At 64.9% G+C, this 26,854-nt stretch carries 22 protein-coding genes and 1 tRNA gene; 18 read left to right on the plus strand and 5 right to left on the minus strand.

Going from position 1 to position 26,854, the window contains the following annotated elements:
- Positions 1 to 3: 3 nt before the first annotated feature.
- Entirely contained in the window at positions 4 to 891 is an 888-nt protein-coding gene (locus tag E3O54_RS16975; RefSeq protein ID WP_241976883.1) for an Ltp family lipoprotein, read from the minus strand.
- Positions 892 to 942: 51 nt separating this feature from the next.
- Positions 943 to 1,488: a hypothetical protein gene (locus E3O54_RS11660; RefSeq protein ID WP_134373732.1), complete on the minus strand. Its 546-nt coding sequence runs from the start codon at positions 1,486 to 1,488 to the stop codon at positions 943 to 945.
- A gap of 309 nt (positions 1,489 to 1,797) precedes the next feature.
- Here E3O54_RS11660 and E3O54_RS11665 point away from each other — a divergent pair, with 309 nt between their 5' ends.
- Genes E3O54_RS11665 through E3O54_RS11685 form a run of 5 tightly spaced genes read left to right on the plus strand, consistent with a single transcriptional unit; the run spans position 1,798 to position 11,201 of the window.
- On the plus strand, positions 1,798 to 3,966 hold the full coding sequence (locus E3O54_RS11665) for a hypothetical protein (RefSeq protein WP_134401641.1): 2,169 nt from the start codon (positions 1,798 to 1,800) through the stop codon (positions 3,964 to 3,966).
- The gene (locus tag E3O54_RS11670; RefSeq protein ID WP_134373736.1) at positions 3,966 to 5,579 is read left to right on the plus strand and encodes a class I SAM-dependent DNA methyltransferase; all 1,614 of its coding nucleotides are present in this window, start codon (positions 3,966 to 3,968) and stop codon (positions 5,577 to 5,579) included. Before E3O54_RS11665 ends, E3O54_RS11670 begins: the two co-directional genes overlap by 1 nt.
- Positions 5,579 to 6,886: a restriction endonuclease subunit S gene (locus E3O54_RS11675; protein WP_134373738.1), complete on the plus strand. Its 1,308-nt coding sequence runs from the start codon at positions 5,579 to 5,581 to the stop codon at positions 6,884 to 6,886. The genes E3O54_RS11670 and E3O54_RS11675 overlap by 1 nt, the downstream gene beginning before the upstream one ends.
- Positions 6,886 to 10,074 (plus strand): type I restriction endonuclease subunit R, encoded by a 3,189-nt coding sequence (locus E3O54_RS11680; protein ID WP_134401642.1) that lies wholly within the window; start codon positions 6,886 to 6,888, stop codon positions 10,072 to 10,074. The genes E3O54_RS11675 and E3O54_RS11680 overlap by 1 nt, the downstream gene beginning before the upstream one ends.
- 5 nt (positions 10,075 to 10,079) lie before the next feature.
- The gene (locus tag E3O54_RS11685) at positions 10,080 to 11,201 is read left to right on the plus strand and encodes a DUF3644 domain-containing protein (RefSeq protein WP_174720216.1); all 1,122 of its coding nucleotides are present in this window, start codon (positions 10,080 to 10,082) and stop codon (positions 11,199 to 11,201) included.
- Between the two features lie 776 nt (positions 11,202 to 11,977).
- On the opposite strand, the gene E3O54_RS11690 is transcribed toward E3O54_RS11685, so the two are convergent.
- Positions 11,978 to 12,391: a hypothetical protein gene (locus tag E3O54_RS11690; protein ID WP_134401643.1), complete on the minus strand. Its 414-nt coding sequence runs from the start codon at positions 12,389 to 12,391 to the stop codon at positions 11,978 to 11,980.
- Positions 12,392 to 12,760: 369 nt separating this feature from the next.
- Here E3O54_RS11690 and E3O54_RS11695 point away from each other — a divergent pair, with 369 nt between their 5' ends.
- Both E3O54_RS11695 and E3O54_RS11700 read left to right on the plus strand, forming a co-directional pair.
- Positions 12,761 to 13,705, plus strand: a complete 945-nt coding sequence (locus E3O54_RS11695; RefSeq protein ID WP_134373744.1) for a hypothetical protein — start codon at positions 12,761 to 12,763, stop codon at positions 13,703 to 13,705.
- Positions 13,702 to 15,636, plus strand: a complete 1,935-nt coding sequence (locus E3O54_RS11700) for a hypothetical protein (protein WP_134401644.1) — start codon at positions 13,702 to 13,704, stop codon at positions 15,634 to 15,636. The genes E3O54_RS11695 and E3O54_RS11700 overlap by 4 nt, the downstream gene beginning before the upstream one ends.
- Before the next feature lie 226 nt (positions 15,637 to 15,862).
- Here the strand turns inward: E3O54_RS11700 and E3O54_RS11705 are convergent.
- A tRNA-Leu gene (locus E3O54_RS11705) sits at positions 15,863 to 15,945 on the minus strand.
- Between the two features lie 116 nt (positions 15,946 to 16,061).
- On the opposite strand from E3O54_RS11705, the gene E3O54_RS11710 reads away from it, so the two are divergent.
- The 3 genes from E3O54_RS11710 to mshC are packed head-to-tail and all read left to right on the plus strand — an operon-like array spanning position 16,062 to position 19,554.
- On the plus strand, positions 16,062 to 17,387 hold the full coding sequence (locus tag E3O54_RS11710; protein WP_134401645.1) for a M20/M25/M40 family metallo-hydrolase: 1,326 nt from the start codon (positions 16,062 to 16,064) through the stop codon (positions 17,385 to 17,387).
- A gap of 18 nt (positions 17,388 to 17,405) precedes the next feature.
- Positions 17,406 to 18,260, plus strand: a complete 855-nt coding sequence (locus E3O54_RS11715; RefSeq protein WP_134373750.1) for an undecaprenyl-diphosphate phosphatase — start codon at positions 17,406 to 17,408, stop codon at positions 18,258 to 18,260.
- Positions 18,261 to 18,273: 13 nt separating this feature from the next.
- Positions 18,274 to 19,554 (plus strand): cysteine--1-D-myo-inosityl 2-amino-2-deoxy-alpha-D-glucopyranoside ligase, encoded by a 1,281-nt coding sequence (gene mshC, locus E3O54_RS11720; RefSeq protein WP_134401646.1) that lies wholly within the window; start codon positions 18,274 to 18,276, stop codon positions 19,552 to 19,554.
- Here the strand turns inward: mshC and E3O54_RS11725 are convergent.
- Positions 19,551 to 20,495 (minus strand): proteasome assembly chaperone family protein, encoded by a 945-nt coding sequence (locus tag E3O54_RS11725; RefSeq protein WP_241976884.1) that lies wholly within the window; start codon positions 20,493 to 20,495, stop codon positions 19,551 to 19,553. The two genes, mshC and E3O54_RS11725, sit on opposite strands and share 4 nt — an antisense overlap.
- A 97-nt stretch (positions 20,496 to 20,592) precedes the next feature.
- On the opposite strand from E3O54_RS11725, the gene E3O54_RS11730 reads away from it, so the two are divergent.
- From E3O54_RS11730 to tatC, 8 genes are all read left to right on the plus strand, one after another.
- The gene (locus E3O54_RS11730) at positions 20,593 to 21,297 is read left to right on the plus strand and encodes an HAD family hydrolase (RefSeq protein ID WP_370247858.1); all 705 of its coding nucleotides are present in this window, start codon (positions 20,593 to 20,595) and stop codon (positions 21,295 to 21,297) included.
- Between the two features lie 26 nt (positions 21,298 to 21,323).
- The gene (locus tag E3O54_RS11735; RefSeq protein WP_134401648.1) at positions 21,324 to 22,355 is read left to right on the plus strand and encodes a tRNA (adenine-N1)-methyltransferase; all 1,032 of its coding nucleotides are present in this window, start codon (positions 21,324 to 21,326) and stop codon (positions 22,353 to 22,355) included.
- 79 nt (positions 22,356 to 22,434) lie between these two features.
- Positions 22,435 to 23,403, plus strand: a complete 969-nt coding sequence (locus tag E3O54_RS11740; RefSeq protein ID WP_104102087.1) for an FKBP-type peptidyl-prolyl cis-trans isomerase — start codon at positions 22,435 to 22,437, stop codon at positions 23,401 to 23,403.
- A gap of 34 nt (positions 23,404 to 23,437) precedes the next feature.
- Entirely contained in the window at positions 23,438 to 24,499 is a 1,062-nt protein-coding gene (locus tag E3O54_RS11745; protein ID WP_241976885.1) for a YafY family protein, read from the plus strand.
- A complete protein-coding gene (locus tag E3O54_RS11750) occupies positions 24,496 to 25,491 on the plus strand; it encodes a YafY family protein (RefSeq protein ID WP_134401649.1) in 996 nt (331 codons plus the stop codon). Before E3O54_RS11745 ends, E3O54_RS11750 begins: the two co-directional genes overlap by 4 nt.
- Positions 25,492 to 25,839 carry a hypothetical protein gene (locus tag E3O54_RS11755; RefSeq protein ID WP_134570228.1) on the plus strand — a complete coding sequence of 116 codons (348 nt, stop codon included), beginning with the start codon at positions 25,492 to 25,494 and terminating at the stop codon, positions 25,837 to 25,839.
- On the plus strand, positions 25,832 to 26,053 hold the full coding sequence (gene tatA / locus E3O54_RS16980; RefSeq protein ID WP_104102079.1) for a twin-arginine translocase TatA/TatE family subunit: 222 nt from the start codon (positions 25,832 to 25,834) through the stop codon (positions 26,051 to 26,053). The genes E3O54_RS11755 and tatA overlap by 8 nt, the downstream gene beginning before the upstream one ends.
- Before the next feature lie 47 nt (positions 26,054 to 26,100).
- A complete protein-coding gene (gene tatC, locus E3O54_RS11765; protein WP_104102077.1) occupies positions 26,101 to 26,853 on the plus strand; it encodes a twin-arginine translocase subunit TatC in 753 nt (250 codons plus the stop codon).
- Position 26,854 lies beyond the last annotated feature (1 nt).

Genomic DNA, 26,854 nt, shown 5'->3' on the forward strand with positions numbered 1-26,854 from the left:
TGGTCAGTCGTTCAGATGCAGGATGGCGAAGTCCGCCTCCTCTACGGTGAACTGCTCCCCATATTCGCTGGTGAGCTGCTCACGAATCGACTCCGGCGACATGGCCATAGTCTCCTGGTAGGACTTCGCCTTGGCGAGAGCATTGGCGTTCCAATCAGCCTGCACATTGTCCACCCCGAACTGAGCGGCCTCCGGCGAGAATTGTTCGCCGTACTCCGAGGTGAGTTGACCGTAGAGTCCCGCTTTGCTCATGTGCATAGTCTTCGAGTAGCTCGCGGCCTTGACTAGCGCGGAAGCGAAGTCAGCAGGAACGGCTGGGGCCGGAGGCTCGGGAGCCTGCGTTTCCTCAACCGGAACCGCCTCTTCAACTGGTGCCGTAGTCTCGACCGGCTTTGGTTCCGTCGTCGCAGCCGAATCCTCCGCGGCGATCGGCGCCACGGCGGCGGGCGTTGCATCGGTGGCCGTGGCTGCGTTCGCACCCGAGATGAGCATGGAGAGGGCGATCAGGGCGGCGGAGACGATCCAGGCGATCTTCTTGTTCTGGTCGTAACCGGCCAGCATCCGTCCCTGCTTGTCGCGCTGAGCTCCGGTGAGAACCAGGATCAGGTCGACCAGAACCCACACGCCCAGACCGCCGAAGGTGAACAGCTTGAGCAGGCCGGTGCCGACCTTGCCCAGGTAGAAGCGGTCGGCGGCAAACATGCCGAGCAGCAAGGAGAGCAGCCACGTCACCACGAACGACTTGTCCGAGACGAGCACCGGTCCGGATGGCCCGGCCGAACCGGCAGGGAAGCCCGGCCGCGGTGCCGGAGGAGCGAGAGGGATGGGCTGTTCCTGCTGCGCGGCGGGAACGCCGGCTGCACCTGAAGTGGTGGGTTTGATCTCGGACATGCTGTGGCTCCTGTTCGATTGATGCTGTGAGAGTGGAAGTGGGGTGGCCGGTTAGTAGGCCGGCATCTCGATCACGATGTCGAGGCCGTTGTCGGGGTGGTAGCCCCACGAGGCGGAATAGTCCTCCCAGGTACCGGTCTGGCGCCCGTCGAGGGCCCGGGTGCTGTCGATCCGGTTGATGACGCTGTCCGGGGTGTCGAGCTCGAGGAGCACGCAGGCCAGGTCGTCGAAATTCGCACCGGCCGCTTCCTCACCCTCGCTCTGCATCGAGATGCTGCGACCCTCATCGCCCACGGTGATCCAAGGGTTCGTCTCGACCTCACAGGTGGCGGCGGCATCCGCCATCGGGTTGCCCAGCGCGATCGAGCCGAGACCGCCGGCAACGGATGCCATGAGCAGCGACCCGACAACGCCGACGACCAGGCCGATGGCCAGGCCGACTGCGCCGACCCTGACCTCGCGGGGGCTGAACGCCGGCGGCGAGGTGGGAAGTGGCGCCGGGGTCGAGGGTGCTGCTGCAACCGTGGGTGCTACAGCATCCGTCGTCGAACCGGCCAGCGCCTCAGTGCTCGCGGTGCTGTTCTCCTGTGGTGTCATGACCGTGATCTCCTATGAATGGTCTGGCTAAGCGCTGAGCGCCGAGCGCGGCGATCCCGGCGAACCGCGCCGAGTGTTGAAGTGGTGGGAGCAGGCGGCTCACGGGCGTTTCCCCCGTGACCGTGCGCCGCCTGCCTATGCCTGAAACTTCGGGTGGATCAGGCACAACGTCACGCTAGGGGCGACCGCAACCAGTGCGCCCGCAAGTGACTGATAACAGGGGTTATCAGCAAACTGCATGGGTTCTCACTCCGCTGCCCTAACCTGAAGTCACACGAGCACACACAACAGGCAGAGGGGGGAGCACGAATGAGCACGTCTGAGCCGGCGCTCCTGATGACGATGTCCGACATCGCAGCCCTCGCCCGGGTGCAGCGCCCGGTCGTCTCGGTCTGGCGCACCCGCTCCGCTCAGACCGATACCCCGTTCCCTGCCCCGGTGAGCCGCCGGCGCGGCCAGGAACTCTTCGACGCCCACCAAGTGGGCCAGTGGCTCACCGACACGCGCCGCGGCAACAACCCCGACGCGTCAACGGATGCCGCAGCCCACGCCGCCCCCGCCGAATCGGCCGGCAGCGCGCAGTCCTCCCTCAGCGCGGTGACCGCTCTCCTCGCCCTGCGCAGCCAGCTCGGCACCCCGCTCAGCACACTCAGCGACGCCGACCTGCTCGACGCCGCCGACGAGCATGACCCCGACGACACCCTGTTCTACCGCGAAATCGACGCACTCGGCCCGGCCCGTGCCGCGCTCATCGGATACGTGGATGCGCTGGTGGAGGCTGCGTACGGCGAGGGCCCGGCCTTCGAGGGGCTGCTGGCCGACCGGTTCCGGCTCGACCTGCGCGACCACAGCGAGACCGCACTGAGCAGCCCGGCACTCGAGGTTCTGGCGCTCTCCGCGTCAGCGCTCGCCGCTACCCAGCACGGCGACGCACTATTCGTCGACGCAGCCGGGAGCGCGGGCGACATCCTCCTCGCCCTGGCACAAGCCGACGCCGACCACAGCGACCTCACCGTGCTCACGCCGAACGACGACGGCGAGGCCGGGCGTCTCCTGCGCCGGCGCCTGCTCGTGCACGGCATCACCCGCGTGGGCCTCGAGGTGGCGGAGTCCGGGGCGTTCGCGGTCACCGGTTCCGCCGTGCACATCGCCCAGTTGCCTCCCGCCGGCCGAGCCGCGATGGCACCCGCCGAAATGCTCTCGGCGATCGACCAGATCGTGCTGCAGATGACCAACGACCAGCTCGGCGTGGTCATTGCCCCCTCGGCGGTACTCAACGATGCCGGCCTCTCCCGGGAGAGCGAGGAGCTGCGCTCCGCCCTGCTGCGCTCGGGCCGCGTGCGCGCGGTCGTGCGCCTCCCGGTCGGACTCCTCACCCACAAGCCGCAGCAGGCCCAGGCGCTCTGGTTGCTCGGTGCTGCGCACGTGCAGGTGCCCCTCGCCGACCGGTGGACCATGGTCGCCGACCTCACCGCAACGCCACTGACCGCCGCCGTGATCGATGACCTGGTCAGCGACCTCGTTGCCTCCCTCGGTGACCGAGGCACCGTGCGCGCCCACGCGTTCCGGTTTGCGCGCTTCGTGCTCACGCGCATCCTGCTCGCCCGCCGGGACTGGCTGGTGGCCGGTGCGCGCCCCGTCGCATCCGCACCCGCAACGCAGGGCGCCGCGCTCGCCGTGCGGGTCGACGAACTGCTCGCGCTGCTGGCACCCGCGCCACGCCCAAACCCCGAAACGGATGCCGCACCCGGCCTCAGCCACCTTGCCCACTTCTCCGCGCACGCACCTGACCCCGCCGACCATTCCGCGGGCGGGCACATGCCCGGTACCCCGGCGGTACAGACGGTGGAGCAACTCCTGGCCGCCCGGCACCTGCGCTACATTCCGGGCAACCGCCTCGCCGCCAGCGACGTGACCGAAGGCCTAGCCGAGGGCGCCGGCGGGAGTCGGCGGCGTGGTGAGGGCATCCGTCTGATCGGGCCGGCCGAGGTGCTCGGCGTGATCTCGCTCGGCCAGCGCCGCATCGACCGGCTGCGTTTCGCCGCCGACTATCCCTCCGGCCGGGTGACGGAGCCGGGCGATGTCGTGTTCACCACAGTGCCGCACCCCGCCGCGATCGTCGACCGGGAGGGCACCTCGGTGGTGCTCTTCCCCGCGCGCATCCTGCGGATCAGCGCCGACGACCCGAACGGGCTGCTCAGCGAGGTGCTCGCCGCGGACATCACGGCGCTTCCGCCCGGGCAGCGGCGGTGGCAGCGCTGGCCGCTGCGCCAGGTGCACCACACGCAGAGCCGTGCGCTCACCGACGTCCTCGCCTCGCTACGGTTGGAACAGGGACGCGCTCACGAGCGCCTCGCCCACCTCGACGAGCTCGCCGCCCTGCTCATAACCGGCGTCACCGCCGGCAGCGTCACGGTCTCCCTGACTGCGGGCCCACAAATTTCACACGCATTCGCTCCATCGGAAGGAACCAACTAGTGGCACCCAAGATCAAAGTCGCGGCCTTGCCGTCGACCATGAAAGAGCTGAAGGACACCCTGTGGAAGGCCGCCGACAAGCTGCGCGGCTCAATGGATGCCTCGCAGTACAAAGACGTCATCCTCGGCCTGGTCTTCCTCAAGTACGTGTCCGACGCCTTCGATGAGCTCCGTGAGCAGATCCGCACCGAGCTCGAAGCCGACGGCCTCAACGAGGACCAGATCGGCCAGCTCATCGACGACGTCGACGAGTACACCGGCCGCGGCGTCTTCTGGGTGGGTGCCCGCGCCCGCTGGACCTACCTCGCCGAGAACGCGAAGGGTCTACCCGCAATCGCGGGGGAGGCGCCGAAGTCGATCGGCCTGCTCATCGACGAGGCGATGGACCTGCTCTCCGCCGACAATGCCGCTCTCGCCGGTTCGCTGCCGCGCATCTACAACCGCGACGGGGTCGACCAGCGGCGCCTCGGCGAGCTGCTCGACCTGCTCAACTCGGCTCGCTTCACCGGTCACGGCGCCACGAAGGCCCGCGACATCTTGGGCGAGGTCTACGAGTACTTCCTCGAAAAGTTCGCGGCCGCCGAGGGCAAGCGCGGCGGCGAGTTCTACACGCCCGCCGGAGTGGTGCGCGTGCTTGTCGAGGTGCTCGAACCCACCCACGGCCGCGTCTACGACCCGTGCTGCGGTTCGGGCGGTATGTTCGTGCAGACCGAGAAGTTCCTCGAATCCCACCACAAAGAGGGCTCGAACATCTCCGTATACGGCCAGGAGATGAACGAGCGCACCTGGCGCATGGCCAAGATGAACCTCGCCATCCACGGGCTGAACGGCAACCTCGCCAGCCGCTGGGGCGACACCTTCGCCCGCGACCAGCACCCCGAGTTGCAGGCCGACTACGTGCTCGCCAACCCACCCTTCAACATCAAGGACTGGGCGCGCAGCGAGAGCGACCCCCGCTGGAAGTACGGTGTGCCCCCGGCCGGTAACGCCAACTACGCCTGGATCCAGCACATCATCTCCAAGCTCGCTCCCGGCGGCAGCGCAGGCGTGGTCATGGCCAATGGTTCGATGACGTCGAACTCCGGCGGTGAGGGCGAGATCCGCGCCCAGCTCGTCGAGGCGGACCTAGTTTCCTGCATGATCGCGCTGCCAACGCAGCTGTTCCGCAGCACCGGCATCCCGGTCTGTACGTGGTTCTTCGCCAAGGACAAGACCGCGGGAGAGAACGGCAGCATCGACCGCACCGGCCAGGTTCTCTTCATCGACGCCCGCAACCTCGGCTATATGGTCGACCGCGCCGAGCGCGCTCTCTCCGATGAGGACATCGCGAAGATCGCCGGCACCTACCACGCCTGGCGCGGCACGAAGTCAGCGACGGACGCCGCACTCATCTACGAAGACGAGCCTGGCTTTTCATACTCCGCATCATTGACTGAGGTCAAGACCGGTGATTACGCTCTCACGCCTGGCCGTTACGTTGGCGCCGCCAAGATAGAGGACGATGGGGAGCCAATCGAACAGAAAATCGTTCGGCTTGGCGAGGAACTGTTCACCCAGTTTGACGAGTCGGAACGGCTCGCGGCGGTTGTGCGTGCGCAGCTGGGGAGAGTCTGATGCTCAGTTCTGCGAGCAAGACAGGCGGACGCGACGCTACGGGAGCAGTGGTGCCTGGTCGCTTCGCTCTGAGCATTGGACGCACTGCGCTGCCTGAACCTTCAGGGTTTATCTGGCGCGCTTTGAGCGACCTCGCGCGTCTGGAGAGCGGTCACACTCCGAGTCGAAGTCGCTCGGACTATTGGGAAGGCGGAATCCCATGGATAGGTATTCGCGATGCGACGGCACATCACGGTGAGATCATCAGCGATACAAACCAACACGTTTCTGAGTTGGGCCTATTGAATTCTTCAGCGAGGTTACTTCCCGCTGGGACAGTCTGTCTCTCGAGGACTGCCTCCGTCGGCTACGTCGTCATAATGGGCGTTCCAATGGCGACTAGTCAAGACTTCGTCAACTGGGTGTGCGGCCCGGGACTCTCACCGAGCTACCTCAGGTATCTCCTGATGGCTGAGCAAGAGAGTGTGCGGCGATTCTCCTATGGAACAACGCACCAGACGATGTATTACCCAGATGCAAAAGCCCTGCAGGTGCTTGTGCCCACGCGCAGCGTCCAGGATGCAACTGCAGAGGTCCTCGGGGCACTCGACGACAAGATCGCGGCTAACACCAAGCTGGTCGCCTTGTTAGGCGAGACCCTCGCGGCTTCGTTCACTGCAATTGTGAGGGAGTCCGAGGGCTTCATTCCATTCAGCGAGCTTGCCACTGTGACCAAAGGGGTGTCCTATCGGAGCGTTGACCTTGTGGAATCACGGACGGCGTTAGTCACTCTCAAGTCATTTGACCGAAACGGTGGTTATTCCGCCCGCGGTCTCAAAGACTATGCAGGCCCTTACAAGCCAGAACAGCGGATCTACCCTGGGGAAATTGTCGTGGCCCAGACCGATCTCACTCAGGCCGCCGAAGTGGTGGGTCGGGCTATTCGTGTACCTGGAAGCGGGAACCATGAGACTCTCGTGGCCAGCTTGGATCTTGCCATCGTTCGTCCGGTTTCAGGCGTTCCCGTCGAATTCATGCTCGGTCTGATGCTCCAGGGCGGCTTCCGCGCACATTGCAAGAGCAGGACGAGCGGCACGACCGTGCTGCACCTTGCCTCGGATGCGATACCCACTTTCCGGGCTCCGCGAGTGTCTGTGGACGTCCAGCAGCGATATGCGGCCGTGGCTCTGCCAATGCTAGAGATGCGTGATTCCCTGAGGAGCGAGAGTGAATCCTTGGCCGCCACCCGCAACGCACTCCTCCCTGCGCTCATGTCTGGCAAGCTTCGGGTGAGGGATGCAGAGAAAGTACTTGAGGGGGTGCTCTGATGGCGGGATTTTCGGAAGCGGAGTGGGAGCAGGTGGCGCTCGAGCTGCTCAGTGAGCCGCTCGGCTGGCAGCCGACAGCAGGCGAGCAGATCGCGCCGGGCAGCGGGCATCGGGACAGCTGGGATGACCTGCTCATCCGGCCGCGACTGCTCGATGCTCTGCGCCGTCTGAACCCGACGGTGCCGGGGGAGTACCTGGTACAGGCGCTCGCCGAGATCGCCTCGCCCAAGTCGCAGGACGCGATCACCGAGAACCAGCGCATCCACGACTACCTGATCGACGGGTTCCGCCTGAGCTACATCGGCGACGACGGCACCGAGGTGAATCCGAGCATCCGTCTGGTCAGTGCCGAACCGTCGGAGAATGACTGGCTCGCGGTGAACCAGGTCACGCTCGTCCGCGGCGACTACAAGCGGCGCTTCGACGTCGTGCTGTATTGCAACGGCATGCCTGTGAGCGTCATCGAGCTGAAGAAGGCCGGCAGTGAGTCGGCGGATGTCGCCGCGGCGCACGCCCAGCTGCAGACGTATCTGCGGGAGTTCCCGATGGCGTTCCGGTTCTGTGTGTTCACGCTGGCCAGCGACGGGATCCTCGCCAAGTACGGCACCCCGTTCACGCCGCTTAACCACTTCTCGCCGTGGAACGTCGACGACGACGGCACCCCGGTGAAGCCCGGCGACACGAACGACTGGAACGCGACCACCGGGATGGAGATCGCGCTGCTCGGCCTGTACAACCAGGAGCGGTTCCTGCAGCTGATGCGCTCCTTCACCGCGTTCGATGAGGGCGCCGACGGCCTTGCCAAGCGCATCGCCAAACCGCACCAGTACTTCGCCGTCACCAAGGCCGTGGGTAACACGGTGCAGGCGGTGGAGAGCAACGGCAAGGCCGGCGTGGTCTGGCACACGCAGGGCTCGGGCAAGTCGATGGAGATGGAGCTCTACGCCAACCTGGTGTCGCGGCATCCGAAGCTGAAGAACCCCACGGTCGTGGTGATCACCGACCGCAACGAGCTCGACGGGCAGCTTTACGAGACCTTCGCGGCGAGCCTGCTGCTGCCGGAGAAGCCGCGTCAGATCAAGCGCCGTAGCGAACTGCGCGATGAGCTCAGCAACCGCGCCACGGGCGGCATCTACTTCACCACACTGCAGAAGTTCGGGCGCAGCGAGGCCGAGAAGCAGGCCGGTGCGGAGCATCCGCTGCTCTCCGACCGGCGCAACATCATCGTGGTCGTCGACGAAGCGCACCGCAGCCACTACGACGACCTCGACGGCTACGCCCGTCACCTGCGCGACGCCCTGCCGCACGCCACCCTCATCGCGTTCACCGGCACACCGATCTCCTTCGACGACCGCAACACCCGTGACGTGTTCGGCGAGTACATCGACATCTACGATCTGTCCCGCGCCGTGGACGACGGTGCCACGGTGCCGGTCTACTTCGAGCCGCGTCTGATCAAGGTGAACCTGGCGACGGATGTTACGGAAGAGATCCTTGACGAGGCCGCGGACGAAGCCACCGTGGGGCTGGACGACACCGAGCGGGCGCGGATCGAGGCATCCGTCGCCGTGGTCAACGCCGTCTATGGCGCACCGGACCGCATCGCCGCGCTGGCCGAGGACATCGTGGCGCACTGGGAGAATCGGAGCGGCCAGATGACGAAGTTCATCGAGTCGCCCGGCAAGGCAATGATCGTGGGCGGAACGCGCGAGATCTGCGCGAACCTGTACTCGGCGATCGTGGCGCTGCGGCCGCAATGGCACTCGGAAGAGCTCGACAAGGGTGTCATCAAGGTCGTCTACTCGGGCACCGCGTCGGACAAGCCGCCGGTCATCGACCACGTGCGCCGCAGTTCGGCCAACGCCGTGGTCAAGGCCCGGCTCAAGGACGTCGACGACGAGCTGCAGCTGGTGATCGTGAAAGACATGATGCTCACCGGGTACGACTCGCCGCCGCTGCACACGCTCTACCTGGACCGGCCGCTGAAGGGCGCGCTGCTGATGCAGACGCTCGCGCGGGTGAACCGCACGTTCCGCGGCAAGGAGGACGGCCTGCTGGTGGCGTATGCGCCGCTCGCCGACAACCTGGCCAAGGCGCTCGGCGAATACACGAAGACCGACCAGGTTCTGAAGCCCATCGGGCGCGACGTCGACGACGCCATCGTGCTGACGCTGTCGCTGGTCGACACGTTGCGTGCGATGCTCGCCGGGTACGACTGGAAGGCGGAGCTCGCCAAGGGTGGCCCGAAGCGTTACCTGAACGCGGTGACTGGTGCGGTCAACTATCTCCGGGATGCGGCGACGCCGGGCAACCAAGTTACCGAGGGCGAAGAGACCCTGGCGGCCGCGTATCGCCGCTACTCGGGGCAGCTGTCCCGGGCGTGGGCGCTGTGCTCGGGTGCCGGGTCGCAGGAGTTGGAGGAGCGTCGGCCGGAGATCCAGCTGTATGAAGAGGCTCGGGTGTGGATGGCCAAGTTCGACGCCTCTGACCGTCAGGCGCGGGGCGAGCCGGTGCCGGAGGATGTGCAGCGCCTGCTCGGCGAGCTGATCGCATCCGCGACGAGCGCGGGCGGGGTGCTCGACATCTACGAGGCTGCCGGGATGCCGAAGCCGTCGCTTGACGATCTCAGCCCGGGGTTCATGGCCAAGACGCAGCATGCGCGTAACCCGCAGCTTGCGATCGAGGCGCTGCGCAAGCTGCTGACCGATGAGGCGGTGCGCACGACGCGCAACAACCTGGTGCGGCGGCGCGCGTTTTCGGACCGGATCTCTGAGTTGATGAACAAGTACACGAACCAACAACTCACCTCGGCCGAGGTGATCGCAGAGCTCGTTGCCCTGGCCCGCGAGGTCGCCGCGGAGGCGAACCGCGGCGCTGGTTTCGCGCCTCCACTTAACCACGACGAGCTCGCGTTCTACGACGCCGTGGCGCAGAACGAATCGGCTGTCGAGGTGCAGGGCGAGACCGTGCTGGCGGACATCGCGCGCGAACTGGTTGCCGTGATGCGCCGCGATGTGCGCACCGACTGGACCGTGCGTGATGACGTGCGCGCCAAACTGCGTTCCTCGATCAAGCGCCTGCTCGTCAAGCACGGCTATCCGCCGGACCGTCAACCCGTGGCCATCAAGCTCGTCATGGAGCAGATGGAGTCCATGGCGCCGCGGTACAGCGAAGAGCGGGCGGCGTAGGCGTAATGAAGCTACGGAGCAGCGCGCGGATCTTGAAAAAGAAGGCTCTCTTCTCAATGCGGATGAGCGTGTCGGCTTTCAATTCGATGAGCGAGGACGGGAGAGCAACCTCAGTCCTGTTGCACGTCCAGCACGCATTCGAAATGCTTCTCAAAGCGGCGCTGAATCAGGCACAGGTCAAGGTATTTGACCCGAAGACCGGTCGATCCCTTGGGTTCGAGGCAGTAGTGAGGCAAGCCCAGCAGGCTTCAAGTATCAAGCTCACGGACGAAGAGGCAGGCACCCTTCGAGCGATTGATGCGATGCGCGACGACGAACAGCACTGGTACAACGAAGTTGACGAAGGCATTCTGTTCCTCCATGTGCGAGCGGCGGTGACCCTATTCGATGACGTGATCCACCGCGTGTTTGCTGAGCGGCTTGCTGACCACCTTCCACGACGGGTCCTGCCGATCTCTGTCGAGCCCCCGCAGGACTTTCAGATTCTCGTCGATCGCGAGTATGCGAATATCGCCCAACTCCTGAAACCGGGGCGACGGGCCGGGGCGGAGGCAAGAGCGCGCATTCGAACTTTGCTGGCGATGGAGGCGCACAACGAGCCAGACACCAAGGTTTCAGATACCGACGTCATCCGGGTGGAGAAAGGTATTCGCGCAGGCAAGGAACGCGATCAAGTGTTTCCGCGTCTCAGCAACGTTGGGGCAACCATCTCCGGGGAAGGACCGGAAGTTCAGGTACGCATGGTGAAGAAGGGCGGCTTACCGGTGACATACGTCCCGGACGGAACTGGCGCCGATGTGGCTGCCATTCGCACTGTGGACCTTCAGAAGAAGTACCACCGCTCTGCCACGGACTTGGCCGCCGCCACGGGTCTCACTCTCCCGCGAGCCCGGGCACTGCGGGCACACCGCGGAATCGATGTCGACGCCAATGTGACACACACGTTCCACTTCGGCTCGCAGCGCCACATCGGCTTCTCGGATCATGCCCTGAGTTTGATGAGGGACGCCAGAGACACGCTCGACATGAACGCGATTTGGCTCTCACACAGGGCTGCGCCGGCTGGCACAACATTGGTGTCGTGCATGCAGGTGGGATGCGCTTCGACAGGAACGCTTTTGCCGTAGCTGCGGTCCGGAGGTCGGGCATTTCCTGAATTGAGTCGCCAAGCCGTCCGTGCCTGGCACGCGAGGAGTTCGTGGAGTCATTGACTCTGGGTCACGGACATCACGGAGACCCCACGAGAGAAGGAGTCAACCAAACCGGGGCAGTCCCAGTTCGCCCTCGCTTGTGGGCTGGGCGGCAGCTTCGTCAGCTGCAAACCGTTACTCAGCCTGCCTGCCACCCATCTAGCAACCTTCCTGGTACTCCAAAGAAGCGTGGCGGACACTAACTGACGCCGATCGGCAGGAAGCGCTGAACAAAGAAGGGCAAAAGACCGACTCGTCGACAAAGATGCATCCGGCTCAGCGATTCGTTGGCGTCGACCGTAATTTGTATGACATGTGGATCGGAAATGGAGACGCCGTTTGCGGCGAGCCCACGCACGCCAACCATCGGTCTGGTCCTGTGAGAAGGGGCCAAACACGCTCTTGCGCCCCTGAGGGTTGGCTAAACCGCGTCAGAGGTCGCAGTCAGTGGCAGTCGAGGCTGCGGCAGCCTTTGGCGTTCACAGGTCGACGGGTAGACCCTAAGAGGCATTCGCAGACTCCGGAGGTCCCTCCGCCGGAGGGAACTCCGAGACGGACCACAGGAGGTGATGTCGGTGGATTCCTGCGGACTTTCTCGACTTGCTCGGAACTCGCAGACGGCAGGCCTGACCGCTCAGCCGAACGTTGCCTCGGCAAACACTGACATTCCGGGGAGTGAGACGGAGTACGGCCCACCGAAGCCAATGATGGAGCTAGGGGACTTGACGTATTACTGCGCCGTCGGACGGTTCGAAGTGCGCGTCGCTCGTGATGGTGTCCATCGTGGCGCCGATGAAGGTGACGAGGCCGGGAATCACGTTTGCCCAGTACATGAGATCGGTCAGGGTAATCATGGTTTCACCCCGATTGATGCGCTGGAAGCGTTCGTAGTTCAAGCCCGTTGGAAGCGTGGCTCTCGCGCAATAGGACTTGAGATCTGCGTTCTGGTCCAGGAGGTACTCGCGAATCCGGTTTGCGATCGCGTGCTGAACTTCGGCCGCTGCCTGTTGCGGCGACTCGACATTTGTGGACGTCAGCCGGGAACTGGAGTTGCCGAACTTCTTGCGATTCGTGGCGAGGGAGCGTGGTTCGAACACGGCGCCCCCGGGTTTAGGAGGTCTGGGCATGACGCAATCATACGCATTATTCACCATTCCAACCGGATATATTCCCCGTGAATATGAATATAGAGAATGTCTGTCTGATTTACACCGTTTTTGAAAAATCGGTGTGCGGGGTAGCCGCACACGCACATAGGCATGACCCCCACACTCCTCACTTCCGTCCTGCCCACCCCCAAGACCGCCACGCGGAAAGCGCCCGCCGGCTCTGCTCGCTCAAAAGCCCACCTCGCCGGGATGAAGGCCCTTTCAGACGTTACGTACGACAGCGAAGCGCGGGTGCTTCGATTCGGGAGGACGTCCGATGACCCGAGTTTGGCGGCCGCCAGGATGACACTCCGAGGCGGAGTTTCCGACGACAAGGATCAGGCAGCGATGGCGGCGGCTCGAGCCGCGCTGAGCGCGCTGAGCGCGAAGAAGATGGCTGAGTATGTGCCGGACCTGCCTGCCGAGCAGCTCGAGTCCATTCGGCCCTTTGTCGAAGATGCTGTTGCGTTGGCACTGCCGCAGACGACCTACTCCGTCGAGACGCTCATGGGACCCTGCATCCATTTCGCGTATTGGGCCGTGTACGTGGTCGGCGCCGAATTAGATGCCACGATCATCTTCAACCGGGAGTTGATCGAGCACTATGTGCGCGACAATCTCCCCGATCTGACCCAAGGAACCCAGCGCAACTATCGCTCATGGCTCTTTCGAGTCGCGGAAGCCGTCAACCCCGAAGCCAACCCACGGAACCCGATGCCGCTCAACGAGCGAAGCCTCGACACCCCCTACGACGAGGCCGAGCGCGTCGCGCTCGACCGGTGGGCGGCAGGGCAGGGCACCGTGTACATGCGTCGTGGCGCTAGTACCCTGATCGCCCTTGGCGCTGGGGCTGGCCTTACGTCGGTAGAAATTGCGACGCTTCGACGCGACTCCGTGATGGTGAGCCCCGATCGAGTCGTCACCATCAACGTCACCAACGACGGTCGCGTCCGCACCGTCATCGTTCGTGCTCGCTACGAGAAGTCTCTGGCCAAGGCCATCCGTGATCTGCCGGGCGAGTCTTTCGTATTTCTGCCCAAGCGAACGAGCACGAAGAACAACGTCGTGAGCGCGTTCGTGGCCCGTGCCTCGAGCCCGACCGGCAGCCCCTCCGTTCGGGTTCGTCGACTTAGGAACACCTGGCTTGTGCAGCAGATGACCGACCGTGTTGATGTCTTCACGTTGATGGAGGCCGCCGGCCTCCAGTCCCTCGAATCGATCTCCAGGCTTGCTAGCTATGTTCCACGCCTGAGCAACGACGCACGCATCGCACAGTTGCGGGGTACGAAGTGACCCGCCCCACCAGTGCCAGCCAGCGTGAACAGGCCGAGGAATGGATGCTGACAACGTTCGGGCAACGCATGGGCGACTACCTCAGCGAACGGCGCACGGCACCACTCAGTGTGGCCGTGGTTGAGGTTGACCGAGTCCTGAAAAAGGCGCGCATCGGGCAACTGCTGGCGGGCTGGCGCTCAGAGGACGTTTTGTCGGCGGCCGGGAGGAAACCGATCATGGACGAGACTGCAGTGCTGAGCCTGATCTTGCTTCAGATCCGAATTAACCAGCCCACGTTGATCACCGAACTCTCCCACACGTTCCTCAAGCTCAGCCCGAGACAACGCGCCGTGCTCAGGCTCACCCATGACGGCCTGGACGAGCGTGTCTACGAACGGATCTGGGCCGCGCTGCAGCGCCTGATCGCGCTCGTCGACGAATTCCCCGGCCGACGCGACAAAGTCCTCACCGAAGCCGAGTACCGAAAAGTGAAAGCCAACCGCGATCCACAGCAATGTCGCATCCGTCGCATTCGAATGTGGACCTTGGCCAATGACCTGGTCCACGGGTCTTGGCTACTTCTTCCCGAGGAACTTCGCAACCGGCCCGATGGGAACCACGCCATCGACGGCACATTTGTTCCACTCCAAGGAAAGACCGGAAACCCGTCGTCCAGGAACCTCGAAGGCAACCGTCGCACCGCCAACCCTGACGGTGGCTTCTACAAACGCGAAGGCAGCCACGGAGCCGTCACCCATGCGGACGCTCGTGCGTTCAAGAAGTCAGATCCAGGCCAAAAACACAAGGGCCGATCCATTGAGAAACTCTCTTGGGGTGTGGAAATCGAAGTTGCTCGGCTGACTCCCAACACACCGGGTGAAGTGGATTCCTTCCCCTTGGTGACAACAGCTCTCGGATTCCACATACCAGGCGCCATCACCGGGGAAGGCTTGAATCTCCTGAACGCTCTGGCCCTACGGCAGCGCAAGATCAACTTCGTCATCATGGACCGCGCCTACTCAGGCGCCAAGTTTGACGAGTTTCAAGTGCCGGCGCGCCGTCTGGGGGCGAAATTGGTGTGCGACTACAAGGATGAGGATCTCGGCGTTAAGGCCTTTGACCCGCGCGGCTTCATCCAGGTCTCAGGAACCTGGTACTTGGACACGCTCCCGGGAGTCCTCTGCAACGCGGACAGGATCATCAACGCAGTTCGGAAGAAGCACGGTGAAGATGCGGGCAAGCTTGCCAAAGCTGAAGCGGCTCACGAGAAGAAGTCAGGACAGTTCAAAGGATCTCTCCGCAACCCGATTGAGAACGAGGAAGACCAAGAGGAACTCACGTTGACCATCGAGGCGGCTCGAAAGAAGTACGGCAGCAGTGCGCGCATCCTGTCCGGGGCGGAAACCCTGTACTCCCAGCAGGTGCAGCGTCGGGAACTGTTCCGGCTCAAGAGCAAGGGGCGCATGAGCGCGGATGGCACGCGCCGATACATGATTCCCACGGAGGCGCCGGGTTATGAGCTCTGGAAGGCGAAGCCGCTCGCCCACCAGGGTGACAGCGTGCTCATGAAGCTGCCGACCGGCAAAGACGCCGAGACTCCCAACGCCGGCGGTCTCAAACACGAGCAGTATTACCCCTACGGAGGCGAACAGTGGCGAACCACCCACGGAATGCGCAATGGGGTCGAATCGGTCAACCGGAACCTGAAACGAAGCCAGTATGAAGACATCGCCAACCCGGACAAACGTGCCGTGCGCGGCAACACGTTCACGTACATCGTCGTCGCGCTTGCCTCTGTCGTCGAGAACATGCGCCAGATGCTGAGCTTCTACAAACGCAAACTCGCGATCAAGCCAGTGACAGCGAAGAACCGAGAACTCCCCGCGACCTTCTGGCAAACCACCGGCCCTGCCCCCATCATCGACGAGGCGCAGCCACCGCCGGGCTAGAAACGGCACGCTTAACACACACCCCCGCTTACCGCGCAAGATCGATTCCATTTGGCGTACCTGAAATTCTCAGGTACGCCTTTTTTGCGATTAACCCGACGGCTATACAAGGAGCGAGGAGCCCTGGGCGCCCGATTTCGGGCAAAAAAATAGGCCGGACAACCGATATCGGTTGTCTCGACCTATTTCCCAAACGGAAGTCCGGAATACTCCGAACCTCTCTCTGTGCCCGAGGGGGGACTTGAACCCCCACGCCCATAAGGGCACTAGCACCTCAAGCTAGCGCGTCTGCCATTCCGCCACCCGGGCCGAGTGTTCCAGCGGCCGTTCCCGGCCGCCGAATATGTAATCTAGCACGGATTTCGAGGCCCTCCAGCCGCGCCCACCGTCGCCCGCCGGCGGCGAGGCCCGGTAGCGTGACACGCATGCTTTCCTTTGCTGACAACACGCCGGCCGACGCTGCACTGGACCTCACGGCCACGATCGCTCGCGACCTCATCCGTTTCGACACGACCAACTATGGCGAGGGCCGTTCGAACGGCGAAACGGATGCCGCCGAGTACGTCGAGGCGAACCTGCGGTCTCTCGGCCTCGCCCCGCAGCTGTTCGATTCAGAACCGGGCCGCACGAGTGTCGTCGTGCGCGTTCCGGGTCGTGACAGCAGCCGCGGGGCGCTGGTGGTCCACGGCCACCTCGACGTCGTTCCCGCTGACCCGGAGGCCTGGTCGGTGGACCCGTTCGCCGGCGTGATCAAGGACGGCCTCCTGTGGGGCCGCGGAGCCGTTGACATGAAGAACATGGACGCCATGATGCTCGCGTCGCTCCAAAACATCCTTGGCTCCGGCCAGGAACCGGCCCGTGAACTGATCGTGGCGTTCTTCGCCGACGAGGAGGCCGGGGGAGTGCTCGGCTCGCACTACCTCGTCGACACCCGTCCGGAGCTCTTCCACGGCGCCACCGAGGCCATCAGCGAGGTCGGGGGCTACTCGATCACGCTCGGCGGTCAGCGTGCCTACCTGCTCCAGACGGGCGAGAAGGCGCTGATCTGGATCAAGCTTGTGGCGCGGGGCGAGGCGGCCCACGGGTCCCGGCTGATCCGTAGGAACGCCGTGACCCGGCTCGCCGAGGCTGTCGCCAAGGTCGGCCGACGCGAGTGGCCGATCCGTCTGACCGAGACCACCACCCAGCTGTTGGCGGAGCTGGCACGGGTGCTCGACGTCGACCCCCAACGTGTTGGTCCCGACGAGCTGGCCCTCGCCACTGGCACGGCATCGGGCTTCATCCAAGCGAGCCTGCGTACCACGACCAATCCCACCGTTCTGCACGCCGGGTACAAGCACAACGTCATCCCGGACCGGGCCGAGGCGCTCATCGACATCCGCACCCTGCCCGGCGACGAGGATTCCGTACTCGCCGAAGTGGCCGCGCTGGTCGGCCCCGACATCGAGATCGTGATCATGCACCGCGACATCGGTCTCGAAACAGAATTCGGCGGGCCCCTCGTCGACGCGGTCGTCGAAACCCTTGGCCGACACGATCCGGGCGCTCCGGTGCTGCCCTACCTGCTCTCCGCCGGCACGGACAACAAGGCCCTCAGCACCCTCGGGATCAAGGGTTACGGTTTTGCCCCGCTCAAGCTCCCCGCCGACCTCGATTTCCCGGCGATGTTCCACGGGGTCGACGAACGGGTGCCTCTCGACGCGTTAGTGTTTGGCAGGCAGGTCCTGACCGACCTGCTCTCGAACTACTGAACAGCAAAAGGGCATTTCGTGAACTTCATCGACGCACTCATCCTGGGACTCGTGCAGGGACTTACCGAATTCCTCCCGGTCTCCTCCAGCGCCCACATCCGTATCGTCGGGGAATTCCTAGGAACCGGAGGTGACCCGGGAGCCCGCTTCACCGCGATCATCCAGATCGGTACCGAGGCTGCCGTGGTGATCTACTTCTGGCGCGATATCGTGCGCATCATCGGGCAGTGGTCCAAGTCTCTCGTCGGCAAGGTTCCGCGCGCCGACCCGGACGCGCGGATGGGCTGGCTGATCATCCTCGGATCGCTGCCCATCGTGGCGCTCGGCCTGCTCTTCCAGGACCAGATCGAGTCCTCGCTCCGCAACCTGTGGATTACCGCCAGCGTGCTGATCGGCTTCGGCCTCCTGCTCGGCATCGCCGACTACGTCGGGGCCAAGCGCCGCCGGCTGGGCGACCTCACCGTGCCCCATGGCATCGTCTATGGCTTCGCCCAAGCCCTCGCGTTGATCCCCGGCGTATCCCGCTCGGGAGGCACGATCACCGCCGGCCTGTTCATGGGGTACGAGCGCGCCGCCGCCGCCCGCTACGCTTTCCTGCTCGCCATCCCGGCCGTTCTCGGCAGCGGGCTGTTCCAGGTGTACAAATCGATCGTCAAGCCGTGCCTGGAGGGTGCGACAAACTGCACCCCGGAGATTTTCGGCCCGTGGGACACCCTGGCGGCCACGGTCATCGGCTTCGTCGTCGCCCTGTTCGTGATCAAGTTCTTCATGAGCTACATCTCCAGACGTAGCTTCCTGCCGTTCGTGATCTACCGCATCGTGCTCGGCCTCGTGCTGATCGGCCTGCTGGTGACGAACACCATCTCCGCCTAGTTAGGCTGAGAAGATGCGTGCCTGGCGACGACCCGAAATTCCGCAACTCCCCGGTCAGTCCGGCGCACCCTGGCTGCACGATACCGCCACCGCGGCCCTGATCGAGGCCAAACCCACTGACGTCGCCCGGCTGTACGTGTGTGGGATCACCCCCTACGACGCCACGCACCTCGGCCATGCGGCCACCTACCTGGCCTTCGACACTCTGCAGCGGGTCTGGCTGGACGGCGGCTATCGGGTGCACTACGCCCAGAACGTGACGGATGTCGACGACCCGCTCCTCGAGCGAGCGGCCGCCACCGGCGTCGACTGGGAGGTTCTCGCCGAGTCGCAGGTGAACCTCTTCCGCACCGACATGGAGGCACTGGGGATCATCCCGCCGAACGACTATGTCGCCGTCACCGAGGTCATCGACGAGATTGCGGATGCCGTGGCCCAGCTCTGGGATGCCGGCCTCGCGTACCCGGTCCCCGTGGACGCGGCCGCCGCAGGCGCGCCCGAGCCGACGGAGGCCGCCGGTTCCGACATCTACTTCGACATTGAGGCCGCGCAGCGCGCGACCTCGTGGACGCTCGGCGACGAGAGCAATCTCGACTCCGAGGCCATGCTCACCCTGTTCTCCGAACGCGGGGGAGACCCGGCCCGTCCCGGCAAGCGGGACGTCCTCGACCCGCTGCTCTGGCGCTCGGCCCGCCCCGGGGAACCGTCCTGGGCGTCGCGCGTCGGCGCCGGCCGTCCGGGCTGGCACATTGAGTGTTCGGTCATCGCACTGAAGGAACTCGGCGCGGACTTCACGGTGCAGGGCGGCGGCAGCGATCTGATCTTCCCGCACCACGACATGAGTGCGGGGCACGCGGCAGCCCTATCCGGGCATCCGCTGGCCGGCGTCTACAGCCACACCGGCATGGTGGCCTATCAGGGCGAGAAGATGAGCAAGTCGCTCGGAAATCTGGTGCTCGTGTCCAAACTGCGCACCGCGGGAACCGACCCGCGAGCAATCCGCCTGGCCCTGCTCGACCAGCACTACCGCGCCGATTGGGAGTGGACGAACGCGCACCTTCGGGCGGCGGTGGCCCGCCTCGCGACCTGGACCGCGGCCTTCGGGACAGCGGGCACGGCCGGAACCCTCGACACGCACGCGGTCATCGAACGGCTGCGGGCCGCCCTCGCCGCCGACCTCGACACCCCGAGCGCGCTGGCGGTCGTGGATGCCGCCGCAGCCGACTCCGACAGAGTCGACGATCCGGCACTGCTGGCCCGCGCGGTCGACGCGCTGCTCGGCGTGGCTCTTTAGGGCTGGCGGGGCGAGTCGGTCGGCGGGCGCCCCTCGCCGGGGCCGTCCCGGCCATCGCCGCGCTTGCGCAGGTATTTCTCGAATTCCTGGGCGATCGCTTCGCCGCTGGCCTCCGGGGAATCGACCGTGTCGCGAGCCTGTTCGAGCTGCCCGATATAGGCCGCCATCTCGTCGTCCTCGGCCGCCAGCGTGTCGATGCCGCTTTGCCATTCATCGGCCTCGCTCACCAGGTCGCCGCGCGGGATGACGACATCGATGATCTCCTCAAGCTTGTCGATCAGTGCCAGCATCGCCTTCGGCGACGGCGCATTGTGCACGTAGTGGGGGACGGACGCCCAGATCGACAGGGTCGGAATGCCGACCTCCTCCGCGGCGATCGCGAGCACGCTCAGGATGCCGACGGGGCCTTCGTAGGTGCTGCGCTCAACCTGAAGTTCGGCCCGTACCTGCGGGTTGTCGCTGGAGACGAAGATGGAGATAGGCCGGGTGTGAGGAACGTCGGCCAGCATCGCCCCGAGGAAGACGATGCCGCCGACATCCGCGGCGAGGGCGGCGTCGAGAATCTCTGCGGCGAATCCCTTCCAGCTGCGGGACGGTTCCGTTCCAAGAAGCAGATAGATGTTTCCGGCGTTCGTGCCGCTGACGCGCAGCTGGGCGTCGTCGGCCAGGGGAGCCCCGGCCTCGGCGGGGGTCGTCGGTCCGTAGAGCACCGCACCCGGCCACTCCAGTTTGCGCCGGCCGTCTTCGCCGCCGGCCGAAATGGTGGGCCGGTTGAACTGATAGTCGAAGTAGATCTCTGGGTCGATCTCCGCGAACGGGGAGACATCCAGCAGATCCTTCAGGGTGCCCACGGCGCCGGTCGCCGCCTCGCCGGCGTCGTTCCAACCCTCGAACGCCACCACCAGGAGGCGACCGTTGAGGAACCCATTAGCCTCTGTCACTGTCCGAAACCTCTTTCGACGGGGTGCCCCGCACGGCGCACCATCCATCAAGGATAGGCGGTGCCCCCTACACTTGAACTCCGTGAACGCGATCCGAATCAATTCCCCCCTGCCTGCGGCCGTGCTCTGGGACATGGACGGCACCATCGTGGACTCCGAGCCGTACTGGATGCGGGCCGAGACGGAACTGGTCGAGTCCTTCGGCGGCGTCTGGTCCCACAGCGACGCCATGCTGCTGGTCGGCTCCGGCCTCGAGGGTTCCGCGGTCATCCTGCAGGATCGGGGCGTCGATCTGGCCGGCGACGCCATCGTGCACCGGCTCACCAGCCGTGTCCAGGAACTCCTGAGAACCTGCGGTGCCCCGTGGCGGCCCGGCGCGCTCGAGCTGCTCGCCGAGCTCAAGACCGCCGGCGTCCCCATGGCGCTGGTCACCATGTCACAGCAGCGGATGGCACGACAGATCGCCGAACTTGTCGGATTCACCGCCTTCGACACCATTATCGCCGGCGATATGGTCACGAACAGCAAGCCGCATCCAGAGGCGTACCTGACGGCTGCCGGGCTGCTCGGCGTCGACCCCGAGCACTGCATCGCGGTCGAGGACTCCATTCCGGGCATCGCGGCCGCCGTGGCATCCGGGGCCGTCGTCGTCGGCGTCCCGCACATGGTCTCCCTGCCCGAGAGTGCGCACTACGAGCTCTGGCCGACCCTCGCCGGTCGCACTCTGCACGGTTTCACCTCGCTGTACACCGCCCGTCGCGGATCCCTCGGCCGCAAGCCGGCCCCGACCGACCCACACTGACCCGAGAGCAAGGACGTAACGCACGCATGAGCGACAATCAGGTCATCCAAAACAGTGGACCCTTCCGGATCGGCGACCGGGTACAGCTGACCGGACCCAAGAACAAACTGAACACGATCACCCTGGAACCAGGCAAGGTCTTCCACACCCACCGGGGAATCCTGGCGCACGATGACGTCATCGGTGTCCCGGACGGCTCGGTCGTCACGAACAACGTCGGCGTGGAGCACCTCGCCTTGCGGCCGTTGCTGAACGACTTCGTGATGTCGATGCCGCGAGGCGCTGCCATCATCTATCCCAAGGACGCCGCCCAGATCATCGCGCAGGCCGATATCTTCCCGGGGGCGACTGTGGTGGAGGCCGGCGTCGGTTCCGGCGCCCTGTCGCTCTGGCTGCTGCGCGCCATCGGCCCCGCCGGGAGGCTGGCCTCATTCGAACGCCGCAGCGAGTTCGCGGATGTCGCCCGTGACAATATCGCGACCTTTCTCGGGTCTGATCCCGCCAACTGGAGCATCACGCTCGGCGACCTCGCCGATACCCTCCCCGACACGATGCCGGCCCAGAGCGTGGACCGGGTCGTGCTCGACATGCTCGCGCCCTGGGAGTGCCTGGGCTCTGTTTCGGACGCGCTCAAGCCAGGCGGAGTGCTGCTCTGCTACGTGGCCACGGTGACCCAACTCTCGCGGGTGGCCGAGGCCATTCGTGCGACCGCTTTCTACACGAACCCGGACTCGAACGAGACCATGGTTCGCGGGTGGCACGTCGAGGGTCTCGCCGTGCGGCCCGATCACCGGATGATCGGGCACACGGGTTTCCTGATCACGGCCCGCCGTCTCGCCCCGGACACGATTCTTCCCGAATTGAAGCGCCGTCCGTCGAAGACCGACTTCTCCGATGCCGATGTGGAGGCCTGGACGCCGGGCGCCCTCGGCGAACGCAGTGTCAGCTCGAAGGTCATGCGCAAGCGCGTGCGGATGGCCGAGACAGGCGCGGCCATCTCGAAGGCTCGCGGGCTCGACGCGGGCGAACCCGACGACCTCGCACCCAACGCCCGTTAGGATTGTTTCGGCCTGTCATCCGGCCCCGAATTTGCCCCTGTCCCGCACAATCACCTGCCCCACACTGAAATGAGATCCCGTGCGTAGAGCTCCTGCACTCATCGCTTCCGCTGGCCTGCTGGTCGCGGTCCTCACCGGCTGCAGCACCCCCGTCGACGCCGCAGACTGCCAGGCGCCGGTCACGAAGGGGGCAGCGTCGAAGCTCGTGTCGGTGTCGGGCGAATTCGGCTCCGCGCCGACGGTGGACTTCCCGACCCCGTTGAAGACGGACTCCACCCAGGCCAGTGAGATCATCGCCGGCACGGGTGCCGGTCTCGTCCCGGATCAGCTGGTCAAGCTCGACCTCAGCCTCTACAACGGTACGACGGGTGCGTTGATCAGCGCGGGCGAGTACGACGGGGTTAACCAGGCCAGCATCGTCCTGGACGACGAACAGTCGCTCCCGGGCCTGGCGATGGGCCTGGAGTGCGCCCAGGTCGGATCCCGGCTGGCTCTCATCGTCTCCCCGGACGACGGGCTCGGTCCGGCCGGCGGAGACCCCAACAGTGGCATCGGCGCCGACGACTCGCTGGTCTTCGTGATCGACGTCGTGCGAGCCAACCTGCTCCGGGCCAACGGCGCCAACCAGTCGGTCGCGAGCGGGCTTCCGTCCGTTGTCCTTGCGACTGATGGAACCCCCGGCCTCACCATTCCGTCGAGTGAGCCGCCGACCGAGCTGCAGATCGGCGTCCTCAAGAAGGGCGATGGCGAGCAGGTCGCGGAAGGCGACACTGCGACCCTGCACTACACGGGCGTGCTCTGGAACGAGAACACGGTCTTCGATTCCAGCTGGCAGACCGGGAAACCGGCCGAGTTCCTGATCGTGGACGGTTCGAAGACCGAGGGCGGGCTGATCCCCGGGTTCGCCCAGGCCATCATCGGGCAGACTGTCGGTTCGCAGGTCATCGCCGTCATCCCGGCCGATCAGGCTTATGGTGATGAGGCCTCGCAGAAGATCCCCGCAGGCTCAACGCTCGTGTTCGTCGTCGATATCCTCGGCGTGAACTAAGTCTCGGCCTGCAAGCGGCGGATAGACTCGCAGCGTGCCGTCCACCATTGAAAAGAACAGCCGTGTTTCGGTAGAAGAACGCCTGTTCAGCCTGGTACTTGCGCTTATCGCAACGGAAGTCGGGTTGACCAAGGCCGATATTCTGTCCACCGTGCAGGGGTACCGCCAGCGCTATCTCCCCGGCGGAGACAACGCGAGCCTGGAGCGGCAGTTCGAACGAGACAAAGACGACATCCGCGAACTGGGCATTCCGCTCGAGGTGGTTGAGCCGCCGGACGATCCCGGGAGCAACCACCATTTGCGCTACCGCATCCCCAAGGGACTCTACGAGCTTCCGGTGGACGTGACTTTCAGTCCGGACGAGCTCATGCTGCTGAAGCTTGCCGCGACGGTCTGGCGGGAGGGCTCCCTGTCTGCGGAGTCCAGGCGTGCGATGACTAAACTGCATGCGCTGGGCATCGACTCGAGCGATCCCGTGCTCGGTTACTCGCCGTCCCTGCGCGTGCGGGAGGCGTCCTTCGAACCGCTCAGCAAGGCAATGGATCGCGGTCAGGTTGTGGCATTCCTCTATCTGAAGCCCGGCGAGGCGGCGGCGCGCCGCCGTCAGGTCGAGCCCCGCGCCATGGTGTTGCACGACGGACGATGGCACCTGTTCGGCACCGACCAGGATGCTGCGGCAACCCGCACGTACCTGCTCTCCCGGATCGTGGGCCCGGTGGTGACGGTCCCCGGAGCCTCGTTCGTGGCGCACGGTGACGGTCAGGGGCAGGAAGCGCTCAGCGAGCTCGAGGCGCTGTGGACCGCCAACATTGCCGTGATCGCCGCCCGGCCGGGCAGCGATGCCGCGGTGAGACTGTCGAAACGAGTCGCCCCGGGAGAGATTCGAACGAACGCGGACGCATCCGCTCTCCACCTGAACTTCACCGATCTCAACGTGTTCGCCGACGAGCTCGCCGGCTACGGCCCGGAGGTTCTGGTGCACTCGCCCGCGGCCCTGCGCACGGCGGTCCGGTCCCGCCTGATCACCGTGCGGGATGCCCACACCGATTTCGATCTGAATGTGCACCCGGATACCACGACGGCGGCCGACGAATGAACGGCGGTCCGGCACTCGGAGCATCCGACAAGCTGACCTTCCTCCTGGCGCTGGTTCCCTTCCTGATGGACCATGACCGCATCAGCGTGACCGACGTCGCCGCGCACTTCGGGGTGTCGCCTGACCGGGTGCGCGACGCGGTCAATCTCATCGCGGTTTCCGGCATCCCCGGGGAAACCCGCCAGTACCTGCACGGCGACCTGTTCGATATCCATTGGGACGAGTTCGAAACGAACGACCTCATCGTGCTCACCCACCTCGTGGCCATCGACGACTCGCCGCGCTTCTCCGCCCGAGAAGCCGCCGCGCTGATCGCCGGCCTTCAATACCTGTCGTCGCTACCGGAGAATGCCGACGTCGACGCGATCGCGTCGCTGATGGCGAAACTCACCCGCAGCGCCTCAGCGGCTCCCAGCCAAGTTGCCGTCTCCGGCACGGATGCCCGCAGCAGTATTGCGGTCGTGCAAGCCGCGGTCCGCGGCGGAGTACAGATCGAGTTCGACTACCTGAATGCCCGCGGCGAGAATGAACTGCGCCGGGTTGACCCGTGGCGCATCCAGTCTGTGGACCGGGACTGGTACCTGCGCGGCTGGTGCCACCTCCGCGAAGCGGCCCGCACCTTTCGCCTCGACCGAATGAGCGATCTGCACGTGACCGACGTGCCGACCAACCCCCGGTCCGCCGATGCTGTGCCGACCGAGACCCTCTTCGAGGGCTCCGCGTCCGACCAGGATGTGACGGTTGAACTCCCGACGTCTGCCGTTCCGCTGCTCGCAGACTACGCACCATACGGCGCCCCCGGCGCACACGGGGACCGCGTGCGGAGGACACTCAAAGTGGCTCACTATCACGGCCTCAAACGCCTCGTCACCGGCCTCGCCGGAGTCCTGGAAGTGGTTGACCCGGCCGAGGCGCGCGCGGTCGTGCGCGAGTGGGCGGCCGCCGGCGTGGCCCGCTACGACGAGTCCGAACCGACAGACGCGGGGGAGTAGATGATGCCGTGGTGGTCGTGGGCACTGATCTGGATCGGCCTGGTGCTCGGCCTGCTCGCGATGCTGGCCTGGTTCGGATTCGCCCTGTTCAAGAAGGTCATGGCCACACTGGAGGCCCTTCAAGAACTCGGCGATCTTGTCGCTGACGTCACCCGGGGGCAGGAGATGCCGCCGTCGGACCGGTTCCAACCGGCCGTCTTCACAAAGCCCGCCGACCTCTACCGCGCTCTCGAACTGGTTCAGCGTGACCGGGCGCAACGTCGACAGCGGCGGCGGGATTCCTCGATCGCCAGAGGTAAACTGTTTATAACTCGCCCATTGACCCAGAGGACAGATACTGATGCTTAACAACCTGACCGGATGGCACTTCCTGATCATCCTCGTCATCGTTCTGCTTCTGTTCGGTGCGCCCAAGCTTCCCGGCCTCGCCCGCAGCCTCGGGCAGTCCATGAAGATTTTCAAGAACGAGATCAAGAGCGATAAAGAAGACGCCGAAACCACCGGCAGCGCTGACGACTCTTCGAAGGCCGCCGGCACAGCCGACCCGACGACGAAATCGTAAGTCCCGTGGCGGGGCGAATCCCTCGGCGCACGGCCACTGATGGAAAAATGTCGCTGGGCCAACATCTGCTAGAGCTGCGCAAGCGTCTCTTCCTCGCTGCGGCAGGAATACTGGTTGGTGCGATCGTCGGCTGGTTCCTGTCCGATTTCGTGTGGGACGCCCTGCGCGAGCCGATCTACGCCATCATCGAGGCGCAGGACCGCACGGCTCAGCTGAACTACCCAGACATCACTAGTGCCTTTGACCTGAAGTTGAAGATCGCCTTCTACGTGGGGCTCGTCGTGTCCAGCCCGGTCTGGCTCTTCCAGATCTTCGCGTTCCTGGTTCCCGGCCTCACCCGCATCGAAAAGCAGTACACCTTCGGCTTCCTCTTCACCGCCATTCCGCTGTTCCTGGCGGGCTGCGCTGCGGGATGGTTCGTTCTGCCGAACATCGTCGGACTGATGACGAGTTTCGCACCCAAGGAAGACGCCGCTCTCATCGTCGCGCAAAGTTACCTCGATTTCGTGTTGAAGCTCATGATCGCGATCGGTGTGGCATTCGTGCTCCCCGTCTTCATCGTTCTGCTCAACCTGGCCGGAGTGATCAGTGCTCAGTCGATCATCAAATCCTGGCGGATCGCAGTGCTGTTGATCACGCTGTTTACCGCGATCGCCACCCCCGCTGCCGACGTGATCTCGATGTTCCTTCTTGCCATCCCTATGGTCCTGCTTTACTTCGCCGCCTATGGAATCGCGTTCCTCCACGATCGACGTGCCGCCCGCCGCGCCCGTTCCCTCGAACAGGAGTTGGCGCTCTGAG

It is taken from the genome of Cryobacterium sp. TMT2-4 (genome assembly GCF_004402575.1).
In the GTDB taxonomy this organism is placed as follows: Bacteria; Actinomycetota; Actinomycetes; order Actinomycetales; family Microbacteriaceae; genus Cryobacterium; species Cryobacterium sandaracinum.